Source organism: Shewanella sp. UCD-KL21 (genome assembly GCF_001957135.1).
GTDB lineage: Bacteria > Pseudomonadota > Gammaproteobacteria > Enterobacterales > Shewanellaceae > Shewanella.
Genome location: NZ_MPHK01000001.1, coordinates 370,137 through 390,672 on the forward strand (window position 1 = coordinate 370,137; position 20,536 = coordinate 390,672).

18 protein-coding genes are annotated in these 20,536 nt (G+C 41.2%); 10 read left to right on the forward strand and 8 right to left on the reverse strand.

Annotated elements, in window-relative coordinates:
• Positions 1–4: 4 nt before the first annotated feature.
• Genes BM739_RS01575 through BM739_RS01590 form a run of 4 tightly spaced genes read right to left on the reverse strand, consistent with a single transcriptional unit; the run spans position 5 to position 3,919 of the window.
• Complete coding sequence (locus tag BM739_RS01575) at positions 5–928, reverse strand: VOC family protein (protein ID WP_076536572.1); 924 nt, start codon at positions 926–928, stop codon at positions 5–7.
• Positions 929–941: 13 nt separating this feature from the next.
• Positions 942–2,099: a S9 family peptidase gene (locus tag BM739_RS01580; protein WP_076536574.1), complete on the reverse strand. Its 1,158-nt coding sequence runs from the start codon at positions 2,097–2,099 to the stop codon at positions 942–944.
• A gap of 49 nt (positions 2,100–2,148) precedes the next feature.
• Positions 2,149–2,937 carry a cyclase family protein gene (locus tag BM739_RS01585; protein ID WP_076536576.1) on the reverse strand — a complete coding sequence of 263 codons (789 nt, stop codon included), beginning with the start codon at positions 2,935–2,937 and terminating at the stop codon, positions 2,149–2,151.
• Position 2,938: 1 nt separating this feature from the next.
• Positions 2,939–3,919 carry a fumarylacetoacetate hydrolase family protein gene (locus BM739_RS01590; RefSeq protein ID WP_076536578.1) on the reverse strand — a complete coding sequence of 327 codons (981 nt, stop codon included), beginning with the start codon at positions 3,917–3,919 and terminating at the stop codon, positions 2,939–2,941.
• Between the two features lie 166 nt (positions 3,920–4,085).
• Here BM739_RS01590 and BM739_RS01595 point away from each other — a divergent pair, with 166 nt between their 5' ends.
• A complete protein-coding gene (locus BM739_RS01595) occupies positions 4,086–4,991 on the forward strand; it encodes a LysR family transcriptional regulator (protein WP_076536579.1) in 906 nt (301 codons plus the stop codon).
• Between the two features lie 121 nt (positions 4,992–5,112).
• Here the strand turns inward: BM739_RS01595 and BM739_RS01600 are convergent, their stop codons facing one another.
• Positions 5,113–6,114, reverse strand: coding sequence for an MBL fold metallo-hydrolase (locus tag BM739_RS01600; RefSeq protein WP_083698034.1), 1,002 nt, complete (start codon positions 6,112–6,114; stop codon positions 5,113–5,115).
• Positions 6,115–6,239: 125 nt separating this feature from the next.
• Positions 6,240–8,747: a TonB-dependent receptor gene (locus BM739_RS01605; RefSeq protein WP_083698035.1), complete on the reverse strand. Its 2,508-nt coding sequence runs from the start codon at positions 8,745–8,747 to the stop codon at positions 6,240–6,242.
• A gap of 842 nt (positions 8,748–9,589) precedes the next feature.
• On the opposite strand from BM739_RS01605, the gene BM739_RS01610 reads away from it, so the two are divergent.
• The 3 genes from BM739_RS01610 (at position 9,590) to BM739_RS01620 (ending at position 12,393) form a co-directional block, all read left to right on the forward strand.
• Positions 9,590–10,801 (forward strand): MFS transporter, encoded by a 1,212-nt coding sequence (locus BM739_RS01610; protein ID WP_076536582.1) that lies wholly within the window; start codon positions 9,590–9,592, stop codon positions 10,799–10,801.
• Between the two features lie 214 nt (positions 10,802–11,015).
• Positions 11,016–11,717 carry a CoA transferase subunit A gene (locus BM739_RS01615; RefSeq protein ID WP_076536584.1) on the forward strand — a complete coding sequence of 234 codons (702 nt, stop codon included), beginning with the start codon at positions 11,016–11,018 and terminating at the stop codon, positions 11,715–11,717.
• A gap of 16 nt (positions 11,718–11,733) precedes the next feature.
• Positions 11,734–12,393 (forward strand): 3-oxoacid CoA-transferase subunit B, encoded by a 660-nt coding sequence (locus BM739_RS01620; RefSeq protein ID WP_076536585.1) that lies wholly within the window; start codon positions 11,734–11,736, stop codon positions 12,391–12,393.
• Between the two features lie 95 nt (positions 12,394–12,488).
• On the opposite strand, the gene BM739_RS01625 is transcribed toward BM739_RS01620, so the two are convergent.
• Both BM739_RS01625 and BM739_RS01630 read right to left on the reverse strand, forming a co-directional pair.
• Positions 12,489–12,998, reverse strand: coding sequence for a MarR family winged helix-turn-helix transcriptional regulator (locus BM739_RS01625; RefSeq protein WP_076536587.1), 510 nt, complete (start codon positions 12,996–12,998; stop codon positions 12,489–12,491).
• Between the two features lie 134 nt (positions 12,999–13,132).
• On the reverse strand, positions 13,133–14,182 hold the full coding sequence (locus BM739_RS01630) for an aromatic ring-hydroxylating dioxygenase subunit alpha (protein ID WP_076536589.1): 1,050 nt from the start codon (positions 14,180–14,182) through the stop codon (positions 13,133–13,135).
• A gap of 240 nt (positions 14,183–14,422) precedes the next feature.
• Between BM739_RS01630 and BM739_RS01635 the strand changes: the two genes are divergently transcribed.
• The 6 genes from BM739_RS01635 to BM739_RS01660 all read left to right on the forward strand — a co-directional run bounded on the left by BM739_RS01635 (position 14,423) and on the right by BM739_RS01660 (position 20,529).
• Entirely contained in the window at positions 14,423–15,115 is a 693-nt protein-coding gene (locus BM739_RS01635; RefSeq protein WP_254843440.1) for a GntR family transcriptional regulator, read from the forward strand.
• A gap of 117 nt (positions 15,116–15,232) precedes the next feature.
• Positions 15,233–16,186, forward strand: coding sequence for a PDR/VanB family oxidoreductase (locus BM739_RS01640; protein ID WP_076536590.1), 954 nt, complete (start codon positions 15,233–15,235; stop codon positions 16,184–16,186).
• A 50-nt stretch (positions 16,187–16,236) separates the two neighbouring features.
• Entirely contained in the window at positions 16,237–17,298 is a 1,062-nt protein-coding gene (locus tag BM739_RS01645; RefSeq protein ID WP_076536592.1) for an aromatic ring-hydroxylating dioxygenase subunit alpha, read from the forward strand.
• Positions 17,299–17,348: 50 nt separating this feature from the next.
• Positions 17,349–17,726: a hypothetical protein gene (locus BM739_RS01650; RefSeq protein WP_076536594.1), complete on the forward strand. Its 378-nt coding sequence runs from the start codon at positions 17,349–17,351 to the stop codon at positions 17,724–17,726.
• Between the two features lie 1,374 nt (positions 17,727–19,100).
• Positions 19,101–19,982 carry a nucleotidyltransferase domain-containing protein gene (locus BM739_RS01655; RefSeq protein WP_076536596.1) on the forward strand — a complete coding sequence of 294 codons (882 nt, stop codon included), beginning with the start codon at positions 19,101–19,103 and terminating at the stop codon, positions 19,980–19,982.
• Positions 19,960–20,529: an SLATT domain-containing protein gene (locus BM739_RS01660; RefSeq protein WP_076536599.1), complete on the forward strand. Its 570-nt coding sequence runs from the start codon at positions 19,960–19,962 to the stop codon at positions 20,527–20,529. The genes BM739_RS01655 and BM739_RS01660 overlap by 23 nt, the downstream gene beginning before the upstream one ends.
• Positions 20,530–20,536 lie beyond the last annotated feature (7 nt).

Sequence of the window (20,536 nt, forward strand, 5' to 3'; positions counted from 1 at the left end):
ATCGTTATGCTTTTGGTGGTGGGCCGCCTGCAGGCGCCCATTTCTCACGGTATTGCAATAAAAATGCTTGGGAATTATCTGCACCAATTATTGATTCACGCTCTTGCCAAACATCGTCGTGTTGATCCATATCAGCGTCATATTCCATGTTGCAACCAAATGGACTTTTAAAATACCAAAACCAGTTAGAACCGTAGATATGACGACCTGGGCCCCAAAAGCTTTGATAGCCTTTATTGACCATATTAGTGCCAGCACGCACCACGTCAGTAGGCCCGCCCATATGGAAAGTAAAGTGCTCACAACCTTGCATATGTGGCGGTGTTTGAATAAAGAATAAAGTGTGATGATCTTCTGTACCTGCTGGGCGCATAAATGGCCCAACGCCGGTAAATCTGTCTGTGGTTTTAAAGCCGATACGATTATAAAATGCTTCTGCTTTAACTGAGTCAGGAACAAAATAAACCACATGGGATAATGAACGAACGTCAGGGCTACCTTCTTTATTTACCCCAACTTGGTTAATACCACGGTTAATATCACCCGGTGCATTCACTTTTTCCGCTGCTAGATTAAGCGGCTTTCTAATGGTTAATTGAAAACCTAAAACAAAGCCTAAATCGTCAACCGCTTCTAAACTACCGTCTTCAAGTACTTTTACTTGACGATCTTTAGAAAGTTCAGCATTAATTTCATCAAGGCTAACTTGATCAGCAACACCATAAATGGTTTTACGGATCATCGCACCAGAAGCCAATGGCGCGGGCAAACTTGGATCGTCCTTCGCGCGGATTTCAATACCTGTGCCATCAAGGGCAACATAGTTAATTTCGTCTTGGGCTTGTAAGCCATAATCTAAGGCAAACTGCTTGCAGTTTTCGACGTCTTCAACACCGAAGATTAATTTATCTGGACCTATTATTTTCATTATATTTATCCTCTTATGCTGTGCGAGCATTAAATGTTTCAGCTACCCAGTCAGCAATATAGTGTCCTGCGTTAATGCTGTTATCGAAGCTTGAATGTTGTACACCGCCTTCACGCTCGGTAAACACTTTAAGTTCGCGCTTAGGGCTATTGACTAATTGATCGTAGGTTCGTTGTGCCCACTTCAATGGAATTTGTGAGTCTTTAGAGCCATGGGTAACTAAAAACGGCACATTGATTTTTTCAACTTGACCATCTAAATGCACATTCTCAGCAAGCGCCATAAATTCTTCCATGTTGTCAGCGCCCCAAACCCATTGCACATGCGCCCAGTAATGCGGCACAGGGAAGTCACCTTCTTTTTCTAAACGACGTTTTTGCACGTCACGCCAATCATGGTTGGCCCCCCAACACACACCTAAAGCAAGACGTGGCTCGTTTGCTACAGCACGAGGACAGAAGTAACCACCTAATGACACCCCTTCCATACCAATGCGACTGTTGTCTACTTCATCATGTGCTTCAAGCCAATCCACAACAGGGCTTGCCCAATGTTCGCTGTCAAAACGAGCATGCAGTCCTTGTAAACGCAGTGCTTCACCCGTACCAGGCTGGTCAACAATTAACGATGACACGCCACGCTTAGCTAACCATTCTGGTAAGCCAACACGAAACTTCATCTCTTTGGTTGAGTCCAGGCCGTTAACCTGAATTAGAATTGGCGCGGGGCCGTCTACGCCTTCAGCTTTTACATATAAGGCAGAAAGATGCTTACCTTCATAAGGGATTTCAACTCGTTGGCAGTTTTCTTGGCCAAGCTCAATTGATTTTTGGAATAACGCTAACTCGCGTTTATACAAATCTAAACGCCCTTCAGAGTTATGTGCTTGTAAGCGCTCACAGGTAATGAGATAAGAAGCCGCACGCTTGTATTTTTCACCTGCTGAAAATAAACGTCCTTTAGATTCATCTTCTTCAGCCAACACACATAGCTTGTCAGCCATTTTGGCCCAAGTATCTCTAAATGCTTGAACGCCTTCTTTATCTGGTTGATTTGCAGCGTCCTTTAACGGAGCACACATTTCTTCAATTTCGCCAATTCGGGCGCCCATTTCGATTGCTAAATCAACCGACAGGTTCCAAACATAATTGGTTGGAAAGTACTTAAACATATTATTTCCTTATTATTATCATGGGCTAATGCCCTTTTATTAAAATGTATTACTTTTCAAGTAATGCAACAGCCCTAATAAATCCAGCTGAAGCATGTTTAATTTTGTAGGGGAAACAAGACACTAAGAAACCCGAAGCAGGTAATGACTCTAAGTTACTGAGCTTTTCTATTTGGCCATAACCAATGTCTCTACCGGCTTTATGTCCTTCCCAGATAATGGAAGCGTCACCAGATTCCTCAAAACGCTCACGGGTATATTTAAACGGTGCATCCCAACTCCAAGCGTCGGTACCCACCACTTTAATACCACGTTCTAGTAAATACATGGTTGCTTCACGCCCCATGCCCACACCTGCATCAAGGTATTCAGGCTTACCGAATACTGAACCAGCCCTAGTGTTTATAACTACAATATCAAGTGGTTGTAATTCATAGTTGATTCTAGCTAATTCATTTTCAACATCTTTTGCGGTCACAACATAACCATCAGGTAAATGCCTAAAATCAAGTTTTACACCTGGCTGAAAACACCATTCAAGTGGTAATTCATCAATACCATAAGCAGGTTTGCCGCCATCTGTGGTTGAGGCGTAATGCCAAGGTGCATCCATATGGGTGCCGCTATGGGTGGTAATATTTAAACGCTCTGCAGCCCATGATTCATCTCCAGGCATTTGCTCTTTCTTAAGCCCCGGGAACATGGCTTCCATCTCTGGCCAACCCTGTTGGTGATCCATGTAATCAATATGCGGTAACAAGGGTTTAGGGTCCGAATGCGGGTTATTTTCTAAGGTTACGGATAGATCAATAATGTTAAAATTTTTAGGATTGAACATATTAGTTACTCACTGTGATTCGTTGCTCTATAACACCAAAAACACTGTCGCCGTCGGCATTAACGACATTTATAGTGACTACTTCATCTTGGCCCATAAAAGGAGTTTGAGGTTTACCGTGTTGGATCATTTCTTTAGCGCGCAATTCAGAAATACAAGCTTGCCCTACTGATGGCTCGGCATTAGATACGGTTCCGGATCCAAATACAGAGCCTGGTTTAATCGCTCTGGTTTGCGCGACATGAGCTAATAACTCATGAAAACCAAAGTGCATTTCTTTACCTGATGGTTGACCAAATAATGCGCCATTGCGTTTAACTTCTAATGGCAAACACACACGACCCTCTTGCCAATATTCGCCTAACTCGTCTGGAGTGATGGCAAAAGGCGCAAATGCGGTTGCACCCTTTGCCTGTACAAATCCAAAACCTGTTTTCATTTCTCGCGGCCCTAAGGCACGATAGCTAATATCATTTAATAACACGACTAAACGGATTTGTTTTAAGGCATACTCAGCACTACTGCCTAGGGGGATATCATCAACAATCACTCCATACTCACCCTCAAAATCAATACCGTGAGTTAAATCAGCGACACAAATATCATCTTTGCCACCAATAAAATTGTCACCAGCGCCTTGATATACCAAAGGATAAATATCAGCATCTGCAATAGGATCAAGATGAAACGCTTGCTGCATTAAATGGCCATGATTCAAAAATAATGACCCATCTAACCACTGCCAAGTGCGAGGTAAAGGCGCAGTAAATTGACAGCCTGAAACCGGTAACGCTTCAGCTAATAGGCCATCATTGAGTTGATTGTTTACAGTTTCAAATGCGGGATAACATTCAGCCCAATTTTCTAATGCGATTTGCATGGTGGGCGCAATGGCTAACAAGCTAATAAATGAGCCTTGATCTTGAGATATCAATACTAATTCGCCATCAGGATGATTGGTTTTTAATGATGCTAATTTCATAAGCTTACAAACAATACCCAGTAATAAATGGTTAACAACTGTGTTACATACTAATACCTTGCTTGCAATCGATGAAATTGAATGTTTAGATAGAATGCATCCACAAAACTGATAGTTGGTTTGATTTTTATTAGCGTACAAATTACATAAAAATAAGAGAATAAAAATGAGATTTGAACAGTTAGATCTAAATCTGCTTGTCGCCCTTGACATATTATTAGAAGAGCAAAATATCACCCGAAGCGCAGCCAGGCTGCATCTTTCACAATCTGCGACCAGTGGTATTTTATCCAGACTACGTGAATATTTTGAAGACGACCTGCTTGTTCAAGTCGGCAAAAAAATGCTTCCAACGCCATTTGCTTTAGAGCTTCAGGGGCCTGTCGCCGGTGTGTTAGCCACTATCCGCGGCGCAATCATCGGAAAAAAAATTAACAACCCCGAGCAAAGTAATCGTCATTTTAGGGTGATTGCGTCTGATTATGTTATACAAGCGTTACTGGTGAAGGTGCTGCCAGAGCTTGAAAAAGTAGCGCCTAATATTACTTTTGAATTTTTATCGCCGTTTGCCCATGAGGTCAACATACTTGATAGAGGCGGTGCAGACATGATGATTGCGCCAGAAACAGTGGTGTTAAGTCACTACTCCAGTGTGCCGGTTATCAGTGATAAATTAGTATGTGTCGCCAATAAAGATAACCCTCTTATTGATGGTGAAATGACCATTGATAAATTTAAAACCCTAGGACATGTATCAGTGGGTTTTGCTAAGGCGAGTCACTTAAGTATCGAGCGTTGGCTAGTTGATACCATGGGGATCAGTCGTAAAGTCGAAGTGATCACCAATGACTTTTCTACCATGCTACACACTATGCTTAATTCGAATAGAATCGCTATGCTGCCAAAGCGTTTCGTTGAGTTACACCTCAATAATCCTATGCTACAGGTGGTTGGCATGCCTTTTGAGGCACCGACAATGAAAATGTCGATGATGTGGCATACAACCTTAGATAATGACCCCATGCATCGCTGGTTGCGAGATAAAATCATCGCAAGTGCTAAAGCTTTATAAGTCATTTTCAAATATAGCGCTAACAATCGATCATAAAACAAGCCCATAAAAAAAGCCCATTAATACAAGATAATGGGCTTTATTATTAATCAATAACAGTGCTTTTACGCGCTAATATTTACTATTTTCTAATCAGTTCAAATCTATCTAAGTCATTGGCTAAGGTCGTATCACCTTTATATTCTGCAGTCACTTGCGTTTTATAAAACTCAACCTCTTCTGGCGTGTTTAAACCTGGCGCCATATGGGTAATAACCAGCTTTTTAACGTTAGCCGCGGCCGCTAATTCGCCCACTTGAACAGGTGCTAAGTGATGCTTAGATAAATGACGATGAATGCCTTTAAATCGTTTCTCTGGCATGCGAGGGTTCGCTAATTTAATTTTATTGACTGTATGATCAATATCCATCATTTCACTGATCAGTAAATCTACCCCTTGGGATAATTGTTCAACCGCTTTGCTTGGACCAGTATCACCGGTAAAGACTACGGTATAATCTTCAAGTTCGAACTTAAATGAAAGTGCTTGGAATTTTTTCCATTCAGGGCTATTTTCAGGCCAACTGAAATGGGTATTTCTAATAGCTGAAAAAGTAAAATCTTCAAGCTTGAGTGTCGTACCATCTGCTACTTCAACCACTTTAACGTTGGTATTGGCAGGGTTGGGAATTTGCCCCGGTACGCCGTAGTTTCCTGCTGCGCCATAATTCATGAAAGAAAATATACCGTCAACGGTTTCCTTAATACCCGGTGGGCCATAAACAACCAGCTCATTTTGTGCACTTGTCTGCCAGCGTAGACTTAAAATCGCAGGTAAACCACCTGTATGGTCAAAGTGTAAATGGCTAATAAAAACAGCTTTTACATTTTTAATATCTAATCCAGCTTTTGCTAACTGACCTGCGGTACCATCTCCAGCATCAACAACATAAGTATTGCCATTAACAAGTAATGCATTTGCAGGTTGTGAATGAGTCGCATCAGGAATGGGTCCAGCCATAGTCCCCAGTGTTATCCATTCATTATTTGCCGCATTGGCGCTGTTTGAAGTCAGTGTAATGGAAGACAGAGCTAAACTGCTCAAAAGTAACATGGATTTGCTTATTGATTTAAAATTCATCATCAAAATATCCCTTATCGTTATTGTGATTAAACGCCTATAAAAGATGTGCTTTAAAGTCTGATATAGGCATTGTGTAAAAGTAAAAATTAAGCCACCGAGTATTTAGGTGGCTTAATCATCATCAGTTAAAAGTTGTAATTTAGTCGAACACCAAAGGTTCTTGGTTGCTCGTAAGTCGCTGTCATTAAGTTACTACCATTTGCAAACAATTGTGACGTTGCTTTAATTTCTTCATCAGAAATGTTTCTTGCATAAGCGAGCAATGACCAATCAGCATCAGGTGAAAGTAACTGCAACGTACTGTCAAATGTGGTTACTGCTTCAGCACGTTGATGTGGTAGGAAGTCAAAACCAATCCAACGTTCATCACGGTAACGTGCATCAACTGACCACATTAATGCGTAGCCATTGTTGAATTCGAAAGTTTTTTCTACACCAATGTTAGCTGTATATTTAGGTGAGTTACGGCCTTCTTTGCCGCCACAATCAACTAAATAAAGTGGCTCACCGTCATCATTCATTGAGACAACACTAGTGTCACAGCCGGTGACAACCTGTACCGCTTCATCAGGTGTTTTTTGCAGGTAGCTAAACTCTTCAATTGTATTATCAAGATATTGAAGGTTCGCTGTTAACCTTAAGGTAGGAGCAACTTGGTACAAGGCATCAATTTCTAAACCTTTGATATCAGACTTACCGATGTTTTCAGTAAAAAATGCTGAATTACCGCGGCCATCGATACCAAAGTGACTTGCTTGCTGATCTTGATAATCCCAGTAAAACGCTTCAAAATTCAACTGTAAAGTATTGTTAAGAAATCTGTTTTTAGAACCCAATGTTAAGGCATCAATATATTCAGGCTGAAACTCTTCTTGCCCTGTCGTTGGGCTAAAGCCACCCGAACGATAACCGGTTTCATAACTTGCATATAGTAAGTTTGCATCAGCAACATCATACTCTATAGCCGCTCTATAGGTTATTTCATCATTTTTTTGCTCACGATCCACAACCGTAGGATTAATAAACAACAAGTTAGAGGTTAATGTTGCAGGTGCACCTGGGAATAATGGCACTTGACCATATGGTACAGGTCCCGTTCCAATACCTGGCTCACCAGCTGGTAAATCTGCTGGATCCATTGCTGCAAGTGTTTCTTCTACTGTGGTTCCAACTGGAATGACTGGTGCGCCCTCACAATTAGGAATTTCTGGTCCACCAGGATAAGCAGGTAAATCACGAATACAAAGGTTTAAAAATACATTTGCTTGACCTTGGAATTCTTTTTTATCATTCGTCCAACGTAAACCACCCACTAAACGTAAATCGTCACTGATGTGGTATTTAGCTTGAGTAAACAGTGCGGTTGACTCAGTACTTGAATTATCAATTTGCTGAGTTGACTGCAAACTATATTGGTTAAATGACGCTAGGCCTTCGACTTTCTCATCGAAATAAAATGCACCAAATATCCAATCAACTGGGCCAGTCGAGGTTGAAAGTCGTGCTTCAACACTTGATTGAGAATGGTTTTCTTGGTTGATTGCCGCTTGGAAACCCGGGTTGTTAAATAAGAAATCGACTTCATTTTCACGGTAAGCCGGAATAACAACCAAATCACCAAAAGGTAAAGCCACGTTTAGCTCAGCTGACACCCCTTTAAAGACATTGTCGATATAAGGTTCTAGCATGGGTGTAATTTGAGTAAAAGCAGGTGTTGTATTTAAAGAGGTATAATAATTGACTGCGGCATCAGTAAACGGACCAGTATGGGCCGCAGATACATTGTCAGGTGCAGGGTTAAAATTATAACCAATGATATTATTTGGGTTGCCGTTGTCACCTTGTAAAGGGAAACCATAATTACCTAAAAAGCTAGGTGCATTACCGTTACCTTTGACGGTGGAATAATCACCTGCAATGCGAAGATTTACGTTTTCAGATAACTCGCCGTAAAATTGTGCTCTAAAAGCAGTATCGTCTGTGGCTGCCGTGCCATCATCGTTATAGCCGTCATTTTTAGTTTTACCAATAACAAGTCGAGTCGCCCAATCATCCCCTAGAGGAATATTGATGGCAGCTGAACCTTCCAAATTACCAAAGTTACCAACACTGGCAGTCACCTTCCCGAAGGTTTCACCCAACTCTGGTTTTTTTGAAATAACGTTAATTGCACCTGCTGTTGCATTACGTCCATACAAAGTACCCTGTGGGCCTTTTAGTACTTCAATACGTTCAACATCAAGAAAAGATGCAGATGTAGACGTTGGACGTCCTAAAAATACACCATCAACGTTAAATGCTAACGCAGAATCTGTGTAAGCGTTTACGGCGAAGTTACCCACACCGCGTACAAAGAACACATTGTTTGAACCGCCACCAGAAACAACAGTTAACGCGGGTGATATTTTATTCAGGCCATTAGCGTTTGTTACCCCAAAACGTGCTAATTCTTCACCTGTTGCAGCATCAATTGGCACAGCTACATCTTGTAATGACTCAGTTTTTCGTTGTGCTGTTACAGTAATCTGCTCGATACCGGTCGTGTCAACAACATCTTCTAAAGTTTGAGCATTGACTAAAAGCGGTGTAACACAGGCCGTCAACACGCAAAATTGCAGTGATTTTTTTTCCATGTTCTTCCCTTATTATTATGTATTCAAATCAAACGGCCTAAGCCAGCTAAAAAAGTAGCTAAGACCTCTTTAAATAGTTGCGAACTACTTCCCCAAAAGTGTTTGGTTATTTCAAATAATGAAGTAACAACTACGCAACAAATCTACTGTAGCGCATCTAAATCTATCGAGTTAATTGATTTTTTAGATGCCAGCTAGCTGTTTTGTAAATACTTAAGCCGTGTATTTTGCAATGCCTTGTGACAATGTCAAGTATGAAGTTAATAAGTAGAGAATAAGTTTGAATAGATAACTTTGAGAGACAACAACGACTTATAGTGATGCTGCAAGTGCCAGAAAATAAGGAGTTTTTACTCTAAACTATTGAAGGTTTATAAACGAGAGTTTTGTAAAAAACCAAACTGAATTGAAAAACAATATTGGCAACAAAGCTAAAAAGCGACATAAGCGCTACTAATGTAGACCATCAGATTAAGTGATATTTACTATCGGAATAATCAATTTTCACAATAAGTGGAAGTGTTACATTCTTATAACATCGTTAAGGGGGCTTATGGCAGTTCTGAGAATGGGGTTAGTTATTGACGAAGCTGTTTAAGCTGGCATTAAAGCAAGTTTTAAAACAGCCATATCTGTTAATCGTAACGAAACTATTAGTATCGTTACCCTGGTACTAACCATTAAATAAGAGACCTTGGTTTTGGGGATCAATGTCTTTTAGTCACAATACATCAAACACCTACTCTGCCTTTATTGCATTAATCCACAACATTAACGCAACTGTAATAACCATCACCTTAGGGGCAAGATAATGGTGATCATAAAAATAATAAGGACAACACATGCAAGCAAATTCAACAGCAATTAGTCAGACAGCATCAACCAAGCACGGGATCATTTTGATCCTTGCAGCCGTGATGCCTGCCATGGCAATTATATCTTTAGTGCCTGTTTTACCGTTATTAATGGCGGAGTTTTCAATGGTGGAGGGTTATGAAGTATTAGTGCCAATCGCCATGACCATCCCAGCCTTGTGTGTTGCTATATTTTCGCCATTAGCGGGATGGATATCTGACAAGGTCGGCCGCAAACCGGTATTATTTTATGCGTTAATCGCTTATAGCTTTATTGGAGTATTACCCTATTTTTTAACTGATTTATTTCATATTATATTTGCCCGTATTGCGCTAGGGATAGCAGAAGCGGCAATTATGACTGTGGCAACCGCCTTAATTGCTGACTATTTTCAAGGTAAAAAACGTGAACGCTGGGTTGCTATTCAAGTCGCTAGCGTCAGTTTAAGTGCCATTGTATTGATTGCCATTGGCGGTATTTTGGGTGAAACCTTAGGCTCTCGTGGCCCTTTTCTATTATATGTACTTGCCATTCCAGTGGCATATTTTGTCGCAACGACCTTATTTGAACCTAGCTATCATAGTGATACCAGTATCCCAGATTTACATACATTCCCGCTGCTACGTATTCTACCGTTATTACTAACCACCTTATTTGTGGGCATAATTTTTTATTCGATGATCGTTAAACTCGGGGCAATTTTAGCGTTAACTAGCGAAGTCACCCCTGCACAAATTGGTTTGATTGGTGCTGCGGCCAATGTGGGCGTCGCCCTTGGATCGTTACTCTTTAATAAATTAAAGCAGCACTCCGGCCCACTATTAACCGTTATCGGCTTATCACTCAGCACCCTTGGTTACTTTGGCGCATCTCAAACAATATCACTGACTGTGACATCAATATCGGCATTCATCGCTTGTTTAGGCTTTGGCATATTACTGCCAACCATGTTGACTTGGGTGTTACAACTTCTGCCTCCTAAAGTACGTGGTAAGGGTACAGGGCTTTGGACCGGCGTGTTCTTTTTAGGTCAATTCGCCGCACCGATTATCATTACAGTGCTGCAAAATGCACTGTCAGGCCTTGCAAGCGTGCTGTTACTTTTAGCTGTTTTGTGTTTCAGCGGTGTATTACTCGCACTAATTAAAATGCGTGGTGCTAAGAGTTTGGCCACACAAAATACTAAAGCAACAGGCTAACGCTAATTAAAAATAATATGGCCCATTACGGGCCATTTTTTTGTTTGAAACTTATTTCGACCAAGCTTTAGCGTCTGATTTAAGTTTTGTAATCATACCAATCACAGTAAATAAGTGCGCAAAGTGGCCTATAAAAAACGCCACTAACAGGTGTTTTCACCCGCTAGAATGTGCAGTTATTCATGCTGATTGGTATCACTAAGGAGTAATCAATATGGCTGGATTTGATAAAGTCATCAGCAGTTATCAACAAGCATTAGACGGCCTAGAAGATGGCATGACCGTGTTAGCAGGTGGATTTGGCCTATGCGGTATTCCAGAAAATCTCATCAATGAAATCAAACGAAAACAGACGACTAACTTAACCATAGTGTCGAACAATTGTGGGGTTGATGACTTTGGCTTAGGGCTGTTACTGCAAAATAAACAAATCAAAAAAATGATCTCATCCTATGTCGGTGAAAACGCCTTATTTGAACAGCAACTATTAAGTGGCGAACTTGAAGTTGAACTGACTCCACAAGGTACCTTAGCGGAAAAACTGCGCGCCGGTGGTGCTGGTATTCCTGGCTTTTATACTGCTACAGGTGTCGGCACCTTAATAGCAGAAGGCAAAGAAGTGAAACAGTTTGATGGCCGTGAATACATACTAGAAAAAGCCATTAAAGGTGATTTTGCCATCGTTAAAGCATGGAAAGCAGACCGATACGGCAATGTGGTTTATCGCCACACAGCGCAAAACTTTAATCCATTAGTGGCTACCGCAGGCAAGATCACCGTGGTTGAAGTAGAAGAACTGGTTGAAGTGGGTGAGCTTGAACCGACGCAAATTCATACCCCCGGCATTTATGTTGACAGGGTTATTGTGGGTCAATTTGAAAAACGCATCGAACAAGCCACCGTCAGCGGTAACTAATAGAAGGTAAAACACTATGGCACTGTCCCGTGAACAAATGGCGATGCGCGTCGCCCAAGAATTAAAAGATGGGTTTTACGTAAACCTTGGTATTGGCATCCCGACTCTGGTGGCAAACTATATTTCTGAAAATACCAGTGTGATGCTGCAATCAGAAAATGGATTGTTAGGCATGGGCGCTTTCCCAAGCCAAGAAAACCTAGATGCCGACATGATTAACGCCGGTAAACAAACGGTCACTGCCATTAAAGGGGCGTCTATCTTTTCATCGGCTGAATCCTTTGCCATGATCCGCGGTGGTCATGTTGACCTTACCGTACTGGGCGCATTTGAAGTGGATGAGCACGGTAATATCGCCTCATGGATGATCCCCAATAAACTGATTAAAGGGATGGGCGGCGCAATGGATTTAGTGGCCGGTGCGGAAAACATCATTGTGACTATGACTCACGCATCTAAATCAGGTGAATCAAAACTACTGAGTCATTGTTCATTACCGTTAACGGGTAAAGGTTGCATTAAAAAGGTGCTGACTGATCTGGCCTATTTAGAAATTAAAGACGGCGCATTTTGGTTACTGGAGCGCGCACCGGGCGTAAGCATTGATGAAATTATCGCTAAAACTGCCGGTAAGTTGCAGATTGCTGATAATGTAACTGAAATGCGATTCGTTTAAGCATATTAAGCCTTAGTCACTCTCTGTCATCTGTAGCTGTCATCTGTAGCTAAAGCACTGCGCGTTTAGATATTCAATATGGCTGACAGAGGTGATTATGCATTTTCAAATGGCTTATCGCCTTGTGTAGGTAGATAGGCATTAGTCGCGTGGATATTGGCTTTAACTTTTTGTAATAGTCCAATAAGTTGATTCACTTCTTCACTGCTTAAGCCTTCAAGTAAAATAGACTCTCTGGCTAATGCGACCGTTAAAATACGGTCATGTAAGCCCTGCCCTTTATTGGTCAAGGTGACTAAAGTCGATCTCGCATCGTTTTCATCTTTAACAAAACTCACTAACGCATTTTGCTGTAATTGCTTTAACGTGCGGCTTACGGCTGCTTTGTCTAAGCCAATCACCTGACTTATTTGATTGGCCGATATAGTCGATTGCAGTTTTAAGGTGGCCATTATGCGCCATTCCATCACGCCCACACCAAACTGCTCTCGGTAACATGCTGAAGCGCCACTAGACAATTTGTTAGACATAAAAGTGATTAAGGCAGGGATATAACAATTGAGATTAAGTGTATGTCCATTGGCAAGTGATTTTGGGTTCTTCATCGGTTATCCATCAAGTGAATCTTGCCGCTATGTTACTAAGCCAGTAGACAGAAGAAAACGGCTAAATAAATTTAGCCGTTTTTTTAGTGTTATTGCTGGAACGTATTGTGCTGTTAAGGCAGTGTTAAAAAGCACTAACTGCTCGCTAATTGCTCTTTTTTAATCGCTCGAGTGATTAATTTACGTGACATAACCCCACCGGAATCAATATCAAGTTTGAGTATTTGTTTATCGGGATATAAGGTTAAATTACGTTGCTGTTGTTCAAGCATCTCTAAATCTTCAGCAAATATTTTACCTTGTCCATCACGGATTTGATCTGTAAGCGCTTGATCATCTGCTTTAAACTGCCTTGCCATGCCCCAAAAATATAAAATGGAATCATCAGTTTCAGGGGTAATAAAATCAACCACAATACTGTTGGCTTTTACATCACTGGGCGCATCATAGCCACCATGCCCCTGATGGGCGACGCCTACTTCAATTAAAATTTGACTAGGTAAATTAAATCGACAGATTTGCCAGCGGTCTACTAGCACATCATCAGCTAAGTCATTTGCCCTTAATGCCATTTTCCAAAATGGTGGCGCATAAACACCATCCATATAACGACTGGTTACCACTTGTTCACCGTCAATTTTGGTCGATACCGGCGCTTCATCAATTTCTTTTTGACCAATACTTGAGGCATGAACATAGGTCTCATGGGTTAAATCCATCAAATTATCAATCATTAAACGGTAGTCACAATGAATATGATACAAACCGCCGCCATAAGCCCAATCGTTACTGTTAGCCCAAAGCAAATCAGGAATAAGATTGCGGTCCACTTGCGATTGATCACCAGGCCAAATCCAGATAAAACCATGTCGTTCTTCTACGGCATAAGCGGTGATACATGGAAACTTTTCAACACGTTGGTTAGGCATCGACTCAGTTTTTCCTTTTGAGCCCATTTTTAAGCCATGATAGCCACAAACAAGCCTGCCATCTTCTACTGTTCCCAGTGATAAAGGTGCGCCCCTGTGTGGGCAAAAATCTTCCAAAGCAACGGCTTGATTGTCTTGATCACGATAAAAAACCAAACGGATATTACAAATGGTTCTCGCTAAAGGCTTATCAGTGATCTCATCTGGCGTGGCCGCAACATACCAAGTGTTTAGGCAAAAGTGTTGTGCTGTCATAAAATAACCCAATTCGTTAACATTGGATCCAATATGTAACAACTCTGCGATTATTTCAACGCTAAAACCGAATATTGGATCCAATATTATTGTAATTAAGCCATAATTAGCCTAGTTAAGCGTGAATAGCGCTGATTAATAACGACTATTTAGATTGTTTGATTTTGCTGAAATATTGTTTTGGATCCATTATGCTGTTGAAGGCGCAGTAACGATACCGTCCCTATTAGGAGTAATAACGTGTCAGAAGTTGAAATAAGCCGCGATAGAGAATCGGTAATACGCATACTAAGAGACAAAATTATCTCAGGTGAGTTTGCCGCAGGCGAACGCTTAGCGGAAATTCCAACCGCTGAACACTTGGGCGTGTCTCGCACCCCTGTGCGAATTGCTTTTCGGGCGTTAGAGCATGAAGGCTTGTTACAAAAACTACCACGGCGCGGTTATTGCGTTAGAAATATTACCCTATCTCAAATCTCAGACTCTGTTGCGGTGCGTGGTGTATTAGAAGGGTTAGCAGCCAGACAAACGGCCGAAACAGGATTAGATGATGCCACAAAAAATGCCCTGTTATTATGTTTAACTGAAGGCGACCATTTATTTGATAAAGGCTATTTAGTTGAGCAAGATATTGAAAAATATCAGCAAATGAACATTAGATTTCATCAATTGATTATATCTGCCAGCAATAATAGCGCGATTAACGCAGCATTAGCATTAAGTGAACACCTGCCTTTTGCTTCAGTTAATGCGCTGACATTTAACCCTGATAATATGAAAAAAGAATATCAGCGGCTCAATTATGCACACTTACAACATCACGCCATTGTTGAAGCATTAACATTAGGTCAAGGCACTCGAGCCGAAAATATGATGAAAGAACATGCACAGGCTACCCTAGCCTACTCCGATTTATTGACGACAAACCCTTAGCCACTGCAGCGCAATCCAGCATTCGATAAATAATTTATAAAATGTACTGACAATTTAGTTGATATATCAACTAAATTGATCAAACATATATTTATGTTAACGAATTGTGAGATAACTATGTTTGACGTTGTAATTAAAAATAAGAATCAAGAAACCACAAACATTACCAGTTTCGAATTGGCCGCCGTCAATGGAACAAGCCTGCCAACATTTACCACAGGCAGTCATATTGATGTCCATATCGCTGACAACATTGTTCGCCAGTATTCATTGATAAATCATCCGCAGTCAGCAGAGTTTTATAAAATTGCGGTATTAAAAGACGCCAACTCCACTGGTGGCTCTATCGCTATGCATCAAGATGTCAATGTGGGTGATGTCATTAAAATATCCGCGCCACGTAACTTATTTCCTCTTAATCTTGAGAGTGAAAAAGTCGTCTTGTTTGCTGGTGGCATTGGTATTACGCCCATTATGTCGATGGCCATTGAACTAGACAGTCTAGGTAAAGACTTTGAACTGCATTACCACACCCGTTCTAAATCTAATACTGCTTTTTATCAACAACTTGTAAATTCATCCTTTGCCTCAAACGTGTATTTTTATTTTGAAGACCAACCAGAATTAGACACCAATAAGGTTAATGATGCCCTAGCCAACTTCAGCGCAACCCGTCATTTATACACCTGCGGCCCAGGTGGCTACATGGATTACATTTTTTCCAGTGCAAAAGCCCATGGTTGGGATGAAAACAATCTGCATAAAGAAGTGTTTAAAGCCGCCGCTGTTGATACTTCAGCAGACCAAGCCTTTAAATTAATATTAACGCGTTCAAATTTAGAAATTGAGGTCGCAGCCGATCAAACGCCGCTAGAAGCGATTGAAGATGCCGGTATTTTTATTGAAGTATCTTGTGAAATGGGGGTGTGCGGAACTTGTTTAACCAAGGTGACTGATGGCATACCCGACCATCGTGATGAGTTTTTAACTGCAACAGAGAAAGCCAAAAACGATCAATTTACCCCTTGTTGTTCTCGAGCTCGAACTAGCACATTATCCGTTGATTTATAAGACTTTAACCAGTTACTTAAACGACTTAATAACAATAATAGGAGAGTCAAATGACACAAGACTGCCAAACTCAATCTAGTCAAGAACATGTTGCAAAAAACCTATTCCCACTTGATATGTGGTATTTAGCAGCACTGAGTAAAGAATTGACCGACAAACCCGTGGCACGTACTTTATTGGGTCATCAAATTGTGCTTTATCGAACGCCAGACGGACAAGTAAATGCCTTAGAGGACCGTTGTTGTCATCGTCAATTACCGCTATCAATGGGTACTATTGAAGAGGGAGGAATTCGCTGTGGCTATCATGGCTTGTTATTTGACGGTGTTGGTAAGTGTGTCGACATTCCTGGGCAGGCTAAAATACCGAGAAAAGCCAAAGTGTCCCCCTATATCATCAAAGAGCAAGACTCGCTTATTTGGATTTGGTTTGGCAAAACAGATGACTCAACGCCGGATATCGATCCACCAAGCTATGAATTTCATTCAGCAACGGGTTATGTATTTGGTGGCGACGTTGTACATTATGATGCGCCCTATCAACTTATCCATGACAACCTTTTAGATTTAAGTCATTTAGGTTATGTCCATCTACAAACCATTGGTGGTGATGCTAAAACACACATGAATGCAGCAATGCAAGTAGAACGCGATGGCGACAGGGTTACGGTTAAACGCTATATGCCTAACTCGACTCCTCCACCTACCTATTGTGCTGCTTATCCATTTAAGGGCAAAATTGACCGATGGCAAGAAATTGAATTTCATCCATCCCATATCCGTATTTGGACGGGTGGCATTGATGCAAACTCAGGGTTAGTTACCGATGCTAATCGTGGCGGTTTTCATATGCGTGGGCTACATTGCATCACACCAGAAACTGAAACCACGTGCCATTACTTTTGGACAATTGCGACAAATCCGACTGATAATATTGAAGAAATTAAGCAAAAAGTCATAGATCAAACAAGCTTTACTTTCAACGAAGACAAAGTGGTCATTGAAGCACAATATAAAAATATGCAGCATTTCCGAGAGCAGCCATTAATTGATATTCACGTCGATACCGGTGCCAATCATGCTAGACGCATTATTTCTGAATTAACAGGTTAATAATTTATCATCATCAATGCGCTACAACTTGGTTGTAAAGCGCATTGACGATGGGGGCGTCATTTTCACAGGATTGGACCATTGCCGCTAAAACTAACCCCCTGACCTTTATGATCTTTATAAGGGAAATTGCAGTAAAGGAACATGCAAACCCCTTATACAACTTCTACGGCAAGCAATTGGTTAGTTTGAAGTCATGGTCTGCCATCATTGAGCCAATATTAATTAAGTATAAAGTTAGCGGGTATAACACATTTATGTCCCAAAGTATCTTTGGAATATGGCCTGCGGCCACAAACGTCGTGGCGCTTCGCCCACACCAGACCAAAAGGGTATCAACAGCAATACCCTCTTGGATCACCCAGCCGCCCCTAACGAAAAATGCTGAAAAGCGCATGATTTTCGATGGGGATTTATCCAGCTTCTGACTTCGTTTGATTACCGCTTCGGCCTTATTCGAAAATGCTAACGCTTCCGATGGTGCATCCCTGCACCTCGAAAGCTAGCCTGACGTCCTGTCAGGCTCACGCTATTTTCATCAACGTCCTCAATCCATATTGAGTCGGAAGCAAATAGTTTTCAGCTTCTTAGCTTTTACTTATCACCATATATAAAGCTAAATCGAAGAGGTTATAATCCCAGTGTAGATGCGTTCAAGACCTTCGAAAACAGGGACGTTTTCGCAGAGCCCACATGGATGTGTTTACGGCGTGTCTTGGATGTATCTGCATAAAAGCCTGCGGCAGGCAACGGATTAGATTGAAGTAATGGCCTGCTGTAACTGAGACAATTAAAATAAAGTATAAAGTTAGTAGTCGTAACACATTTATGCCCCACAGTACCTTTGGAATATGGCCTGCGGCCACAAACGTCGTGGTGCTTCGCCCACACCAGACCAAAAGGGTATCAACAGCAATACCCTCTTGGATCACCCTGCCGCCCCTAACGAAAAATGCTGAAAAGCGCATAGTTTTCGATGGGGATTTATCCAGCTTCTGACTTCGTTTGATTACCGCTTCGGCCTTATTCGAAAATGCTAACGCTTTCGATGGTGCATCCCTGCACCGCGAAAGCTAGCCTGACGTCCTGTCAGGCTCACGCTATTTTCATCAACGTCCTCAATTCAAATTGAGTCTTTTAGCTGATTGGTTTCTTATCTTTTTGCTTTTTATAATTGCCACAATTACTGTCAAATCGAAGAGGTAATAATTCCAGTGCAAGCGCGGCTGTGACCGTCCATGACATGGACGTCATGGCCGCGCTTTCAGGGACCTTTTGATTTATATAAAAGAGTGCAGCGTGTCAGAGTCGTCCTTGCACGGAAGCCTGCGGCAAGCAATTGGTTAGATTGAAGCTATGGTCTTCAGTTCCTGAGCAAAGATAAATTAATTAAATAGTAGGTAACCGTAACTCATTTATGCCCCAAAACGTGTTTAAGATTGATATCCCTTGAGGAAAAAGTGGTTGCATTCACCCTCAAAAATGTAATACCAGCTCCAATAGAATGGCCATATGTGATAAGCCACTACATCTCGTAGTGGCCAATGAAAACTGGCCACTGTTTTAGAACCTACCTAGCTTTTTTTTGCCCCAAAATTAGTTGGGGAGAAAGTTTGTTCACATCCTGTTTGTCAGCTTTTTCCATATCTCAGTTAATGTGAGGTGCAAAATACAAGACCTGACCCCGTTCCTCTAGAATTAACAACTGAAGCGGTTAACAGCATGAAATAATTGTATTTTGGTGGTTGATTTTTATTCAGGTGCCCATATATCCATTAAGTGAAATTAGTAGTGGAGGTAAAATGGGCGTTTATGACAAGTTTTCCAATTTCTGTAGCAATCTGCGAATGTCGGAGCAGGTTGTCTCGACAATTTCATATCGAACAAAGCAAATAACTAAACGTGTAAACAGTGACTTTCGAGATTTAAACTCTGAAGTTCAATATAGTTTGTTCGTGGGCTCATACGGTCGCGGAACAGAAATACATACAAGTGATATTGATCTAATTGTTCAGCTTCCATATTCAGAATATCAAAAATATAACGCCTATTCCTCAAATGGCCAGTCAGCTTTATTACAAGTTGTTCGAACATCAATCGCCAACACTTATTCAACCACTCATATCAGTGGTGACGGTCAAGTAGTAAAATTAAACTTTTCTGATGGTATCTGTTTTGAAATTGTTCCAGCTTTTATTAACGAAGACTTAAAGTCTTATACCTACCCAGATACCAATAATGGCGGCTCATGGAAAGTAACAAAGCCCCGAGATGAAATTAAAGCAATTAACGATGCGAATAACGCTTTCAATAAAAACCTTAAACGTTTGTGCAGGATGGCGAGGGCATGGAAAGAAAGGTGGCAAGTCCCGATTAGTGGACTCTTAATTGATACTTTAGCCTATAACTTCCTTAAAGATTGGAATCATAAAGCTGGCTCATTCAGCTTTTATGACTGGATGAGTCGTGATTTTTTCGAATATGTAAAAAACCAAAATAGCGACCAAAAATATTGGTACGCCCCTGGTAGTAACCAAAAGGTATACCGTACTGGTGGCTTTGAATATAAAGCCCTGCGTTGTTACAATATCTCACTTGAAGCTATCGAATATGAAAGTAACGGTATGCCCTACTCAGCGAACCAAAAGTGGCGAGAAATTTATGGAACTAAATTCCCATCATAACCAGTTAACCGACCAAATTAGAGAATGCTACGGCCGAGTAGTGTGGACCCATAAAACCCACGAGAAGTGCGCTGACATCCTTGATGATAGTCACAATCTGATAAAGCTAGTCCAGATTATTCTATCAGCAGCAACCACAACAGGTATCTTCGCTGCCGTATTTGGAAGCCAACCTTTTATCGGGTATATCTCAGCCGTTATCTCATTAATTCTCACAATATTGACCACATACGTGAAGAAGTACGACTTGGGTGGCCTCTCTCAAAAACACAGAGACGCTGCGGCCTCGCTTTGGAATATTAGAGAATCCTATTTGTCTCTAATAACTGACCTAACCACTAAGTCCATTGACGAGCCTGAGGCAAGAACTAAAAGAGACTCACTACAAGCAAGTCTGCACAAACTCTATAAAGGCTCACCAAGCACCAATGTTGGCTCAGCGTACAAGTTGGCATCTGAAGCGCTACAACAAAACGAAGAACTTACTTTCTCAGATGAAGAAATTGATAAATTTCTTCCAGTCTCGCTACGCAAGACCTCTAGTTAATGAATAT

Excerpts from the sequence above, each read along its gene's own strand:
- BM739_RS01610 (WP_076536582.1), top strand. The coding sequence starts at position 9,590 with ATGCAAGCAAATTCAACAGCAATTAGTCAGACAGCATCAACCAAGCAC.
- BM739_RS01600 (WP_083698034.1), bottom strand. The coding sequence starts at position 6,114 with ATGATGAATTTTAAATCAATAAGCAAATCCATGTTACTTTTGAGCAGT.
- BM739_RS01615 (WP_076536584.1), top strand. The coding sequence starts at position 11,016 with ATGGCTGGATTTGATAAAGTCATCAGCAGTTATCAACAAGCATTAGAC.
- BM739_RS01625 (WP_076536587.1), bottom strand. The coding sequence starts at position 12,998 with ATGAAGAACCCAAAATCACTTGCCAATGGACATACACTTAATCTCAAT.
- BM739_RS01645 (WP_076536592.1), top strand. The coding sequence starts at position 16,237 with ATGACACAAGACTGCCAAACTCAATCTAGTCAAGAACATGTTGCAAAA.
- BM739_RS01585 (WP_076536576.1), bottom strand. The coding sequence starts at position 2,937 with ATGTTCAATCCTAAAAATTTTAACATTATTGATCTATCCGTAACCTTA.
- BM739_RS01660 (WP_076536599.1), top strand. The coding sequence starts at position 19,960 with ATGGAACTAAATTCCCATCATAACCAGTTAACCGACCAAATTAGAGAA.
- BM739_RS01595 (WP_076536579.1), top strand. The coding sequence starts at position 4,086 with ATGAGATTTGAACAGTTAGATCTAAATCTGCTTGTCGCCCTTGACATA.
- BM739_RS01630 (WP_076536589.1), bottom strand. The coding sequence starts at position 14,182 with ATGACAGCACAACACTTTTGCCTAAACACTTGGTATGTTGCGGCCACG.
- BM739_RS01605 (WP_083698035.1), bottom strand. The coding sequence starts at position 8,747 with ATGGAAAAAAAATCACTGCAATTTTGCGTGTTGACGGCCTGTGTTACA.
- BM739_RS01590 (WP_076536578.1), bottom strand. The coding sequence starts at position 3,919 with ATGAAATTAGCATCATTAAAAACCAATCATCCTGATGGCGAATTAGTA.
- BM739_RS01575 (WP_076536572.1), bottom strand. The coding sequence starts at position 928 with ATGAAAATAATAGGTCCAGATAAATTAATCTTCGGTGTTGAAGACGTC.
- BM739_RS01655 (WP_076536596.1), top strand. The coding sequence starts at position 19,101 with ATGGGCGTTTATGACAAGTTTTCCAATTTCTGTAGCAATCTGCGAATG.
- BM739_RS01580 (WP_076536574.1), bottom strand. The coding sequence starts at position 2,099 with ATGTTTAAGTACTTTCCAACCAATTATGTTTGGAACCTGTCGGTTGAT.
- BM739_RS01620 (WP_076536585.1), top strand. The coding sequence starts at position 11,734 with ATGGCACTGTCCCGTGAACAAATGGCGATGCGCGTCGCCCAAGAATTA.
- BM739_RS01640 (WP_076536590.1), top strand. The coding sequence starts at position 15,233 with ATGTTTGACGTTGTAATTAAAAATAAGAATCAAGAAACCACAAACATT.
- BM739_RS01650 (WP_076536594.1), top strand. The coding sequence starts at position 17,349 with ATGGGGGCGTCATTTTCACAGGATTGGACCATTGCCGCTAAAACTAAC.